Raw genomic sequence first — 12158 nt, forward strand, 5'->3', positions numbered from 1 at the left:
TCCCCGCTTACTCCAGCCCAACGAGCCGCGCGGGCTTCAACGTCCACAGGGCGCCCACGTCCCGGCGCGGCCGGCCCTTGGGGAACATCTCGGCGGCGGAGGAGAACATGTAGTTCATTCCGGTCGTCAGGCTCCGGCCTGGTTCGGGGGCTGCCAGCGCCTCGACCATCAGACGGAGGAACTGGCTGGCGTTGAGCCGGAGCGCACCGACGGTCACCCACGTCGGCACCACGTTGTCGGGCACCGGCTTCCAGGCCTGGTCGTTCAGCGCCTCCGCCAGCCCTGACGCCGCGGCGGCCACTTCGCGCACGGCCACCGTCCGTCCGAGCGGTCCAAGGTCGTCGGTCATCTCGAGCGGGCCGTAGACATGCTGCAGCGTGACCGACGGGGGCCACGCGCCGTCGCGATGCCACGTTGCAAGCGCCGTCGCCAGCATCTGGAACATGTCCGCCAGAGAGAAGTACTCATCGCCGGCACGTGCCGTGAATGGTGGATAGTTCCCGGCCCTGCTCCATTCCGTCAGCAGATCGTTGGCCGCCGTCCGCAGGATCTCGAGCGACACCGACGCGCCGACGCGCGTCGGTGCCGCGTGTTTCAGATCCGCCATGGCGATGAACCGGCTGCCTGGGTTGGCGGGGAAGAACGAACCGGCCAGCCACTCGAGGACGGCATCCTCCCGTTTGAATGCCGCGTCGATTTCCTCGCGCGACTGCAGGCCATCCTGCCCCAGGTGGGCCGATTTCGGATTGTCATACGCCCACTCGATGGGCGTCGTGTAGCGCCCGCCGCCGAAACCGGGCTTGAGATAGACGTCGCTGTGAGCCAGCTGGACACGGATGACGTGTGGCCGCGAGCGATCGAGACCGTCGAGGATCTTCTGCAGCGCCTCCGGCCCCTGGTTGGCCACGACGACCTTCACGGGCGCCCCACTCGTGTTCGACAGGCGAAGCACGTTGTCCATCCAGAACAGCTCGGGCGCCGAGGTGGGCGCGGGACTCATCAATCTGCCGACGGTCGCGGCCGAGACGCCGTATCCATGGAGCAGCCGTGCCGCGTACACCGTGTTCTCCGGCACACCGGGCAGGATGGCGTCGACCGCGGAGCGGTGGACGTGGTGGACGATCTCCGAGTCACCCCCAATCTCCTGGCTCACGCCAGATACGTACGCCAGCCGTCCGAACACCTCTGCGGTTCGCATGACGCCGCCGGAGCGATCTGGATCGGGCAGCCCGGTGACGGGATCCTTGTACTCCGTCAGGAACCACTCGGCCGCCTGGCTGCGCGCCAGCCACCGTTCCGCGCCGGTCGTTGCCCTCCTCATGTTCGGCCTGGGCCACGTCAGGAAGGTCGGTTCCTGGGCGCCGTCGTAGCCCATTTCGATCAGGCCCGCCCTGGCCGACTCGCGCACCCGGGTCAGCAGACCGTTCGCCTGGTCCCTGGTCTGCAGCGCCTCGCTCGTCGTACCGGAGAACAGCATCAGGCAGGTGGGTCGGACGCCGGGATGCTGCTGGCGCAGCCTGCGCATCGTATCCAGCGTGCGCTGCAGACGCTCCTCGCTGATCTCGATGTTCAGATGATCTTCGATCGTGCTGAACAGCGAGATGTAGACCGGCTGCTTCGACTCCGGGCCGTTGGCAGCCGGCGAGGTCGTGCCGCCGGTCGTCCCGGTGCCGAGCATCGGCAGCGCCACCGCGAGGAACACCGCCGCAAGATATCCGCTCATACGTTGATCCCGGCTCAGAAGCTCACCCGCAGCGCCAGCTGAACCTGCCTTGGCGCCTTCGCCGCGAAGATCCGACTGAATGTGGCGGGCTCGTCCACGTAGAGTTCCGGCAGCTCGTAGTTCGCCCGGTTGAACAGGTTGAAGACCTGCGCCTCGAGCGTGAGTTCGCTGCGATTGCCAAGCCGGAACCTGCGCGCCAGCGACAGGTCCACCGATGCGTAGCCAGGGCCACGGAGGATGTTGCGTCCTGCGTTCCCGAAGGTGGCGGGCTCCGGCACGGCGAGCGCGCTCGTGTTGAACCAGCGGTCCGCGGTCGGATCGGAGGTCGCCGGATCGCCGACCAGGTTGGGATGATCCGAGCCGCTCTGCTGACCGGTGTTGCCCGTGTTGCTGTTGTCGAACCGCAGGAGCGGAGTGAACGGCTGCCCCGACTGCAGCGTGACGATGCCGCGCAGTTCGGTGTGACGCGTGATGATGCTGCCCGACGGCAGTTGGCAAATGAACGACGCCGAGAAGCGGTGCCGGATGTCGAAGTTCGACGGCCCCCACTGCGCGGCCATGTTCCGGCTGTCCTGCGGGAAGTTCGGGTCTCCCTTCGTGCCCAGGAACGACGAGCCGTCGTCCATCGACCTGGAGAGCGTGTAGGCGGCAGATACCGCCACACCGCTCGTCATGGGGCGGCTGAACAGCACCTGGAGGGAGTGGAACGTGGAACGACCAGCGCTCTCGATGAAGAAGATGCTTCCGTACTCCGGGTATGGCCGCCGGTCCTGCACGTCGCCCGTGCCCGGCCTCGGCTGATTCAGGTCGCGCGGCCGAATCAGGTGGCTGCCCTTCGAGCCTGCATAGCTGACGGTCGCGGTTCCGACCGACCCGAGCTGGCGCTGGACGCCGACATTCCAGTGTTGCATGACCGACGTCGTCAGATCCGGGCTCAGCGTGCTGAGCGACGGAGGCGGCGCGAATCCCCCGGTTGAGGGGAACGGGTTGGCGAGGGTCAGGAGCGAGAACTGCGTCGGGAAGTAGACCCTGAGCGTGAACTGCGGTGGGTTGAAGTACTGTGCGGAGTTCACTTCGAACATGCCCGAGTCGTAGTACACGCCGTAGCCCCCTCTCACCACCAGGCCGGCGCCAGGACTCCAGGCGATGCCGACCCGCGGCGCGACGTTGTTCCAGTCCGGCTGGACGCCCGAAGGCGAGATCGAGCCGCTGCCCACTGGGATCACCGTGCCCGTTGCAGGATCGAAGCTGGACATGTGGTTCGCCGGGTCGACGGAGGGGGTGTTGTACTCGTAGCGCACGCCGAGGTTCAACGTGAGATCAGGACGGATCTTCCAGTCGTCCTGCACGTAGGCGCTGTAGGCCGTGGTGCGCAACTGCAGCGTGTTGTCGGCCCTCGACTGCATGCCGAAGGACGGCAGGCCGAGCAGGAGGTCGCTGATGCCAGTGCCCGAGACAAAGCCGGAGAATGTCAGCGATCCTCGCGCCAGCATGTCCAGGTTGCCGTCGAGCCTCTGGTGACGGATCTCCGCGCCGAGCCGCCATAGATGTCTTCCGCGGTCGAGCGAGAGACTCTGGGCCAGCTGGAGGGTGGTGGTGTGCCGCCGGATGGGCAGGGTGATGGCGTCCCCGACCTTCGAGAACCCCGCGATCGTGATGGTCGGGTAGCCGAAGTCACGCTCGGGCACCTGCAACCAGTTCACCCCCCACAGCCGCCCGACGTCCACTCCCGCGTGCTCGGAGAGAATCTCCCGCGAGTACCGGTTGAACCCGAACCGCGTCGAACTGAACGCGTGGCTGCCGAGGACGTGCTGGTACTGCAGAAGCGCGTTGTGCGCGGGATCCCTGTAGGAGTTGCCGAAGCCGGACACCGTGTCCGTGTCTTCCGCGTATGGGTCGAAGGCGTCCACCATGCCCCTGTTGTAGCGCACGGTCAACTGCCCGGCGTTCGACAACCGGTGGTCCACCCGGATCGCCATCTGGTCCTGGTCTTCACGGACGGGCGCGTCGTGCACGTAGTTTCCGGAGAGGCCGGCCCGGTTGGCCCGCGGAAACAGATCCAGCACCTTGAGCGCGACCGGATCGATCCGGCCGGTCGGAATGATGTTGCCGGCGTAGGGCTGTCGCGTAAAGGGATCGATGACGGGCGTGGCCAATTCTGACAGGTTGCCGCTCCGCTGCAGGTCGGTCGGGACCGTCGACAGGCGCGTGGCCGTGCGCCGTTCGCGCAGGCGGTCGACGTTGGCGAAGACGAACGTGCGGTTTCGCAGGAGGGGCCCACCGACGCTGAAGCCGAACTGATTGCGTTCGAACACCGGCTTGTCCGGCGCGGTATCGAACACGTTGCGGGCGTTCAACGCCTGGTTGCGGAAGTACTCGTAGGCCGTCACGTCGAATCGGTTGGTGCCACTCCTCGTGATGACGTTCACCTGGCCGGACGCGCTCCGTCCGTACTCGGCGCTGTAGCTGTTCGTGGCGATCTTGAATTCCTGGATGCTGTCCACGGGAGGCTGGACCACGAAGCGGTTCACGTAGGGGTCGTTGTTGTCCACGCCGTCGAGCAGGAAGTTGTTGTACTCCTCGCGACCCCCGTTGGCGTGCATCGCAAACGAGCCGCGCGACGACAACTCGGAGCCCTCGGCGGGTGGATTGACCCCGGAGGTGAGCATCGCCAGTTGCAGGAAATCGCGGCGGTTGATGGGCAGTGCCTGGATGCGCCGCTGGTCGAGGATGCTGCCCAGTTCGGCCGACTCCGCTTGCATCGGCTCGAGGGGCGCGGTCACCAGGACGGTTTGGGCGATGCCCGCGAGGGGCAGGTGGAAGTCCACCCGGACCTGGCTGTTGACCGCCAGCGGCACCTGCGCGCGATGGATCCGTTCGAGCCCCTGCGCCGCCGCGGAAACGTCATAGGCCGCCGGCGGCAACTCAGCGAAGCGATACAAACCGGCGTTGTCGGTCGTGGTGGTGCGGGCGACGGCGTGAAGGTTGTCTGAAACCGACACCTCAGCATTGGCGATCAGCCGTCCGCTGGGGTCGAACACGTAGCCGCTGATGATCCCCGTGGTCACCTGGGCCCGGGCAACGACGCCGGCGCCGAGGACGAGCAGCAGCGCCAAAGAGACAGTCTTCGTGCGTGCCATTGGTCCCATGACATCCCCCTGGTTGTTCTGCTGCTACTTCTTCTCGTTCTCCTTCGGCTGTTCCTTGTTCAGGCGAACCTTTCCGGTCCACGAGTGGCCGTGGTCGTCGACCGACACGTCACCTTCCATCCGCTCGGCACCGACGGTGAGACTGAACCGGTAGGCCGCATCCTCGCCGGAGACCTCAAAGGCGAGCGTGGCGCCTTCGTACTTGACGTTCGTGATGGGCACCTGTCCCTCGCCGGGCCAGGCGAAGCCGGTGACACCCTTCGTTGTGTCCTCCAGCTTGAACGACACTTGAATGGGAGAGTAGGAGACAGCCGTCCTGATTTCTCCCGCCCATTGGCCCGACACCCGTACCTGGGGTAGCGGGACCTTGTCCTGCGCCATCGACGCCCACGAGGCACACGCGATCAGCACGATCACGGCAACGCCGGACTTCATGCGCATCGGTATCCTCCCCCGGGGACCGGGTTCAGTGATGCTCAGATAGCGGCTGGCCGGGTCCGGCATCCGCCGGAGCCCGGCCAGAGTTCAGCCTGAGACGATCGTCATCGAAACGGCGGTGCTACCGCAGCGCCCGTGGGAGAGCCGACACCTGGTTGGACTGACACAACTCGGTTTCGCCCAGCGTCGTCGGCCGGACCACGTAGTAGTAGGTCGTGCCGTTCACCACCGTGGCGTCGAAGAACACCGTCTGCGTCGCAATCGCGACCGCGATCTTGCTGTAGGGTCCTCCATTGACCGTCGATCGGTAGACGTTGTAGTGATCCGCGCCCGTCAGCGTCCAGGTCAACTGCACGAGTTTCGACTTGGCCGACGCCTTCAGGTTCGTGATGCACGCCACGCACGCCGGGTCGGTGGCGGACTTCACGTACACATACCCGGACGCCGTGCTCGACAGGTTTGGCTGGCCACTGCTCGGGTACGCCGTCGCGGTCGTATCGGTCACCTTGAGCTGGACCAGGTAATTGCCAGGCCCCTTCGCCGTGAACCAGGCCGTCACGTCGGGCTTGATGCCAATCGCGTCGCCGAACGCCGTGCCGAGGTTCCACGTGAACTGGTTCGGATTGGCGTAGATGGTATCTGCCGGCTGCCCGGGCTCGCTCTTGCCCTCGTCCGGGTTCACCGACTTCGAGCCGTCGAGGAACCAGGGCTTGGCACCCGGGCAGAGGTTGTAGGGACCGCCGGCATTGGCCGTCGGCGCCAGCGGCGGAATCGACACGATGACGGTCAGGATCGAGGAAGCCGTTGCCGGCGTGCCCGCGTTGTCGGTGACCTGGAGCGTCACCGGATAGGTGCCCAGCGCTGCCCAGGTGTGGGTCACGATCGGGCCGTGCAGCTCGAAGATCCCGTCGCCGTCGATGTCCCAGTCCCACTGAACAATGGTCTTTGCGACATCCTGGTGGAACGAGCCGGTTCCGTCGAGCGTCACGATGGCGCCGGCGACCGCCGGGTTCGGCGTGGCCACCGCGACCGCCACCGGAGCGCCGCCGGCAAACACCGTGCGGTTCAGCATGATGATCGCCGACGCGGTCTCGAACCGGTACTGGTTGCCGTCATTGTTGTGGCCGTACCAGTAGCCCCACGTCGTGTTCTGATCGTTGACGAGCGTCCTCGCGATCCCATCGGTCGGGGCGCCCTTGGACGTCTCGGCACCGTACCAGTCGATGTCAGGGACACCCGCCGTCGCCGAGTGCAGCATCTTGATGCCGTACGGGGTCGTGTCACTCGCGTCCCGGCTGCAGGCCGCCGGTGTGGGGCACGGGTGCAGCAACAGGGACTTCACGAACGAGAACAGGCCGTAGTAGTAGTCCTTCACGGCGACCGTCGCACCACCCGAGTTGCCGAAGTTGTTGCGCATCCACGTCTCGACGTTGTCCCACATCGGGTTGCCGCGGCCGACGCCGTCCATCACCATCTGGACCATGCCCGATGGGGTGACCGCGTACGGGCCCCACGGGTAGTAGCCCGCGCTGGTGTACCCGAACCCGTGCCCGTCGTAGCTGTACTGCAGCCAGACCTTGTTCCATTCCTTCACCAGTGGTGAGATGTTGACCGGCCCAGGAGGTGTGTGCTCGGTCCCCCACTCACGGAGTGCGGGAATGATGGAGATCGCGGCCCACTGGCTGGGCGAGTTGTCCGGGGCTTCGCCGCAGCTGTACCGCCAGCCACCGCCTTGTGGGCTGTTCCTGTACTGACAGTTGACGTACCCGTCCACCAGGTCCTGGACGACGTTGACGTAGGTCATGCCATCGAGGGCGGCCGGCCCGGCCTGGACGACGGCGTTTGGCGTGCCGCTGCTCACGATCGCATCGACGAAGAACCCACCCTGATAGAACGGGTAGCTCTGGTTGACGTAGATGGCCTTGGTGTTGCCGTTTCCATCAGGACTGAACGTGCCCTTGGGGTTGGTGATGGATGCGGGGATGGCACTGCCCGTCAGGCAGTAGAAGAGCTGGCGCATTCCGCGAGCCACGGTTTCCACGTACGGATTGTCCGGGTCTCCGTTCTCCAGGTGGCCGTTCACCTCGAACGCATTCACGTTGGCGGCCCAGATCGTGTAGTAGCCCGAGAACGCCGCCCCGCCGAACCTGGATCGGTCCCACGCCCCAAGTTCGCTCTCCTTGTGTGACGTTGGATCGACGTAGTGGTAGCGGTATTGCTCCTTGTGGAGTTCCCACAGTCCCTCGTCGATGGCCACGTTCACCTCGACGGACAGGGACTTCGTCTGGAGCTTGACGTAGTACGGTTTGCTGGCCGACTCGCCGGTCGTGGTGTTCTGGATGGTCAGACGGGCCGTGAACACCGTGCCGATCGTGCCGGCATACGTGTGGGTGGCTTCGACGACGTACATGTCGCTGACCGTTCCGGTCGCCACCGGCGTCCCGTCGCCGTAGTCCCAGGTCCACGCGATGTTGGCTCCCTGGACGCTGGACGTGCCCTTGAGTTTGACTGCTTTTCCAGGATAGGTGTCGTGCGGGACCAGCGAGTTGCTGGCGACCCAAGGCACGACCTTGACGCCCGGTGGGGCCGCCTGCGCCGGCGCAGCCAGACCCGCACCGACCAGGGCGATGGCCAGAAGCAGGATGAGTCCCATCGACCGACGGTTGTGAGCTCGGTCGCTGTGCATGTTGTCTCCTCCTCGGCTCGAGCAGAGGCGGTCAACGCGAATTGTGAGCGGCGGCCTCGTTGGGACGACACGACGCGACGAAGCAGACGGCCGCCTCGCATTGGCGACCCTGCTTCGCCGCGTCCGTGGAACTGCGGCAGGGCGGGTGCTGGGGCACCCGTTCCTGCGAGCATCCGACTGACTACTTCTTCTTGCGCCGCCCGAGGCGCGCAAGACCGATCAGGCCCGTGCCGACGAGCAGCATCGTGCTCGGTTCGGGTACGACGCCGGGACCGGTTTCGACGATGTCCAGGGTGCTCGAGTAGTAGATGTCCTGGCCCTGGGTGCCGGCCGGCAGCGGATCGTGCTGGTTCAAGAAGAAGGCTGATGCCGGCAGGGTCTCGCCGATGTGGAACGTCAAGACGGCGCGGTGGTCCGCGTCGAGAGAGAAGTTCCACCCCAACGCCATCGCCACGTCGAATAATCCAGGTGAGCCCACGTGGTTTGTGTTGTCGAGGGCGCCAGCCGTGATGTTCGGGTACAAGCTACTGAGCGGCACGCAGTGGTCCCACACCAAGGGGTCGCATCCGGGCACATCCATCTGATATGACTGCCCGGCCACTGGCGCTCCGTGAACCACTCCCCACTCGTTGTCCCACGGGTTGTTGTCACCGGTGATGTCGTGGTCGAAGTACCCGATGAGCGAGTAGTTACCGGGGGTGCTCAGCGACACGACGATCGTGCCGAGTCCGGTCCCGAAGTCGAATCCAGCCGCGTTGACGTTGCCTGGGAGGATCGGGTTGCCGATCGCGTCGTAGGTCGCGCTGTTGATCTTGAGGATCCAGTCATTGAGTCGGATCGTGTCGGCTGACGCCGCCGACGCGCCGAACCCAAGAACCAGGACCGCGCACAAGACGAGAACGAGTTTCCTCATATGAGTCTTCCTCCAAGTCGAGGATGGCTGCCGACAAACGACTGCGCCGGCCGATTGCCGCGAGGCACGGGCCGGCCGTCCTCTGCACGTCGGCGCCAAAGGCGGTGCGCGGCCAGTCCATTCCATGGACAAACGGCCTCCGCTCGAGGGGAGTGGTGTTCCTATGGGTTCGGCCGACTAGATGGACGACGAACGCCGAACGGCGAACGCCAACGACGCGACCGTGGAGAGAAACAGGCAGACCGCACGCGCGGATACGAGCGCTCGACCCCATTGCGGCGGCGGCTGCCACGCGGGGCTCGTGAACCTCGACTCCAAGGCGTCCGCCGGGATGGACGCGCCAGGGATCGGGCCTCGCGAGCGACTCCGAACGTCAAGCTGAAGCAAGAGTCCAACCAGGCGGGCCGCTGGACACCCGTATTTCGTATGTTTCAGTGTCTTCAAGTAGATACAGTGCAATTGGTGCGCAGCGAAAGAAACTGAAATCACCCCTCAGGTTGACTTTCTTGGCAGATTCTGCCGAGAGGCTGAATTCGCTACCGCGTCAGCGTGACGACCGCACGGTCATTCAGGGTCGAGCCAGCCGCCAGACGGCATCGGCGATCCACCAGGCGCCGACCAGGCGGAAGACCCAGAGCGTGCGGCCGATGCCGAGCAGGGCCAAGTTGTGGCTCGGGAAGGGGCAGCGAAGGGGACGACGAAGAACGGCGCGGAATGACGAGGCGGCGCGGGCGTGCGACGTGCATTCGGTGGAGCGAATCGGAGGCACCGCGAAACTCCCCGACAAGGTGGACCTGATCGATTCCGACGGCATGTTCCGGGGAGCCACGATGTGCTTCGACAGTGCCCGCCAGCCGATCTGGATCGTCAAGCACGAGGGGCCGGCAAACGAGCTTCGCGGCGTCTTGGCGTCCGCCTTTGTCGGTGAGGTCCTCTGGACCGGCCAGCTGAAGTCCATCCGGGTCGACCCGAAGACCGGAGATGGCCGGCTCGAGTTGATGCTGCCGTAAGCTGGAGCTCTTCCGAAGGGGATGATTCTGATCGATGCGGCCGAGGCCCAGGTTCTCCCAGTTGGACTTCGGCACGAACAGCAGCGCCTGGATGGCGAACGGCGCGTCGGCGGGCTACGGTGCCAGCACCCGCTCGAGCAGTTCGTTGAGCCTCGCCAGCATCGCCCGCGGATCGTCGAGAAGCCCCGCCGCCACCAGCGCGTTGTCGAGCAACTGCTGCGCCACCTTCACCGCCAGGACGTTGTCCGACCCGCGCATCTTCTGCAGCCCGACGATGATCGGGTGGCGGGGGTTGACTTCGAGATCCTGCTTGGCGTCAGGCACCTCGTCCTTGTCCTTCTGCACCGCCCTCAGCATCCGCCTCATCCCGCTGGTCATCATGCGATCCGCGTCGACGACCACCGCGGGGCTGTTCACGAGGCGCTTGGACGGCCGTACGGCGCCGACGCGGTCGGCGAGCGTCTCCTTGAGCCACCCGGCGAGTGCCTCGGCATCGAAGTCCGAGAGCCCCACGCCGGCGACGAGCGGATCCGCCACGGCGAGGTCGGCCTTCTCGGCAGCCCGCAGTGGCTTCCTGTCGAATTCGTGGAGGTGCTCCATCACGAACTCGTCGATCGGATCCTGGAGGAACAACACCTCGTAGCCGCGTGACTGGAAGACCTCGAAGTAGGGGCTGCTCTCGGCCGCCTCGCGGCTCGGCGCCAGCAGATAATAGACGTCCTTCTGATCGCCCCGCATCCGCTTCACGTAATCGGCCAGCGAGGTGAGCGTGCCCTTCGGTTGCGCGGACGATTCGAAGCGGAGGAGCCTGCCGAGCACCTCCCGGTGCACGAAGTCGGTGGCCACGCCCTCCTTGAGGAAGCGCGCGTACTGCGCGTAGAAGCTCTCGTAGAGCGCGGCCTCCTTCTCGGCGGTCTCGTCGAGGAACTTCAGGAACCGCCCCGTCAGCACCTTGTTGATCTTCTCCAGCAGGGCGCTATCCTGCATCGTCTCGCGCGAGATGTTGAGCGGCAGATCCTCGCTGTCGACCACGCCCTTCAGGAAGCGGAGCCATTCGGGGAAGAGATTCGGCGCGTGGTCCTGGATCAGCACCTTGCGGCAATACAGGTTCACGCCGGGCTCGGTGCGGCCGAGGCCCAGGTTCTCCCAGTTGCTCTTCGGCACGAACAGCAGCGCCTGGATGGCGAGCGGCGCGTCGGCGGTGAAGTGCAACCGGAGCACCGGGTCTTCGTGATCGTGGCCGACGTACTGGTAGAAGGCGTTGTAGTCGGCGTCGGGGACGTCGCCCTTGTTCCGGGCCCAGATGGCCTGAATCGTGTTGAGGCGAGAGCCGTTCAGTTCGATCGGGAACTGGATGAAGCTCGAATAGCGCTCGACGATGCGCCTCGTCGTATCGGTCCGGGCGAACTCCTTCGCATCGTCCTTGAGATGAACGACGACCTGTGTGCCGCGCGACAGATCGGCGGCCGGCTCGATCTCGAAGCCCCCGGCGTTCTCGCTGGTCCAGCGCCAGCCCTGCTCGTCGGGCAGGGACGATCGGGTGAGGACCACCACCTTGGTGGCGACCATGAACGCCGAGTAGAAGCCGACGCCGAACTGTCCGATGAGACGCGCATCGGGACGCTGATTGTCGGCCAGTTGCTTGAGGAACGCCTTCGTCCCCGAGTGCGCGATCGTGCCCAGGTTCTCCACCAGGTCGCCGTGCGTCATGCCGATGCCAGTGTCGGCAATGGTGATGGTGCCCGCCTTGTCATCGGTGGTCACCGAGATCGCGGAGCTGACATCGGGTTGGAACACCGTGCTCCCCGACGTCTGGAGGAACCGGAGTTTCTCGCACGCGTCCGCCGCATTGGACACGAGTTCGCGGATGAAAATCTCCCGGTCGGTGTAGAGGGAGTGGATGACGATGTCGAGCAGTTGCGAGATTTCGGCTTGGAAGTGATGTCGTTCGCTCATGGTTCAGTGATTGGCAAGAGTGGGCTGACCCGGCTGTTGCAAGGCGCGCAGGTACTCCTTGCAGGCGAGGCGCGCGCGAACGAGGTCGCCGTGCTCGAGCTTCAGCGATTGGGCGATGCGGCTGATCTCGTTGTCCTCGACCCCGGTAATCGACTGGAGGGACATACCGTATCGTCTCACAGGGCCGGGGCGACACAACAGGAGATACGTCCCGTTCGCCGTCGGCGCCCACCGTCACGCGCCCCGTTTCGATCACGAGCGGCGAGCCGCCCTGTGACGCTGC

General features: G+C 65.4%; 8 protein-coding genes. 1 reads left to right on the plus strand and 7 read right to left on the minus strand.

Features of this window, described 5'->3' with window-relative positions:
* Positions 1-7: 7 nt before the first annotated feature.
* The 5 genes from VGK32_08435 to VGK32_08455 form a co-directional block, all read right to left on the minus strand.
* Positions 8-1723 carry a hypothetical protein gene (locus tag VGK32_08435; protein ID HEY3381781.1) on the minus strand — a complete coding sequence of 572 codons (1716 nt, stop codon included), beginning with the start codon at positions 1721-1723 and terminating at the stop codon, positions 8-10.
* Positions 1724-1737: 14 nt separating this feature from the next.
* The gene (locus VGK32_08440; GenBank protein ID HEY3381782.1) at positions 1738-4863 is read right to left on the minus strand and encodes a TonB-dependent receptor; all 3126 of its coding nucleotides are present in this window, start codon (positions 4861-4863) and stop codon (positions 1738-1740) included.
* Between the two features lie 33 nt (positions 4864-4896).
* Complete coding sequence (locus VGK32_08445) at positions 4897-5313, minus strand: hypothetical protein (GenBank protein ID HEY3381783.1); 417 nt, start codon at positions 5311-5313, stop codon at positions 4897-4899.
* Between the two features lie 118 nt (positions 5314-5431).
* A complete protein-coding gene (locus VGK32_08450; GenBank protein HEY3381784.1) occupies positions 5432-7996 on the minus strand; it encodes a PKD domain-containing protein in 2565 nt (854 codons plus the stop codon).
* Between the two features lie 181 nt (positions 7997-8177).
* Positions 8178-8909: a PEP-CTERM sorting domain-containing protein gene (locus VGK32_08455; GenBank protein HEY3381785.1), complete on the minus strand. Its 732-nt coding sequence runs from the start codon at positions 8907-8909 to the stop codon at positions 8178-8180.
* A gap of 749 nt (positions 8910-9658) precedes the next feature.
* On the opposite strand from VGK32_08455, the gene VGK32_08460 reads away from it, so the two are divergent.
* Positions 9659-9919 (plus strand): hypothetical protein, encoded by a 261-nt coding sequence (locus VGK32_08460; protein ID HEY3381786.1) that lies wholly within the window; start codon positions 9659-9661, stop codon positions 9917-9919.
* 114 nt (positions 9920-10033) lie between these two features.
* Here VGK32_08460 and htpG read toward each other — a convergent pair whose 3' ends face one another.
* Both htpG and VGK32_08470 read right to left on the minus strand, forming a co-directional pair.
* Positions 10034-11875 (minus strand): molecular chaperone HtpG, encoded by a 1842-nt coding sequence (gene htpG, locus VGK32_08465; protein HEY3381787.1) that lies wholly within the window; start codon positions 11873-11875, stop codon positions 10034-10036.
* A 3-nt stretch (positions 11876-11878) separates the two neighbouring features.
* Positions 11879-12040, minus strand: coding sequence for a hypothetical protein (locus tag VGK32_08470; GenBank protein ID HEY3381788.1), 162 nt, complete (start codon positions 12038-12040; stop codon positions 11879-11881).
* Between the last annotated feature and the right edge of the window lie 118 nt (positions 12041-12158).

This window comes from Vicinamibacterales bacterium, from assembly GCA_036504215.1.
Lineage (GTDB): Bacteria > Acidobacteriota > Vicinamibacteria > Vicinamibacterales > Fen-181 > FEN-299.

What these genes read in the sequence shown, in the direction of transcription:
- VGK32_08435 (HEY3381781.1), bottom strand. Translation starts at nt 1,723, where the DNA reads ATGAGCGGATATCTTGCGGCGGTGTTCCTCGCGGTGGCGCTGCCGATG.
- VGK32_08440 (HEY3381782.1), bottom strand. Translation starts at nt 4,863, where the DNA reads ATGGCACGCACGAAGACTGTCTCTTTGGCGCTGCTGCTCGTCCTCGGC.
- VGK32_08445 (HEY3381783.1), bottom strand. Translation starts at nt 5,313, where the DNA reads ATGCGCATGAAGTCCGGCGTTGCCGTGATCGTGCTGATCGCGTGTGCC.
- VGK32_08450 (HEY3381784.1), bottom strand. Translation starts at nt 7,996, where the DNA reads ATGCACAGCGACCGAGCTCACAACCGTCGGTCGATGGGACTCATCCTG.
- VGK32_08455 (HEY3381785.1), bottom strand. Translation starts at nt 8,909, where the DNA reads ATGAGGAAACTCGTTCTCGTCTTGTGCGCGGTCCTGGTTCTTGGGTTC.
- htpG (HEY3381787.1), bottom strand. Translation starts at nt 11,875, where the DNA reads ATGAGCGAACGACATCACTTCCAAGCCGAAATCTCGCAACTGCTCGAC.
- VGK32_08470 (HEY3381788.1), bottom strand. Translation starts at nt 12,040, where the DNA reads ATGTCCCTCCAGTCGATTACCGGGGTCGAGGACAACGAGATCAGCCGC.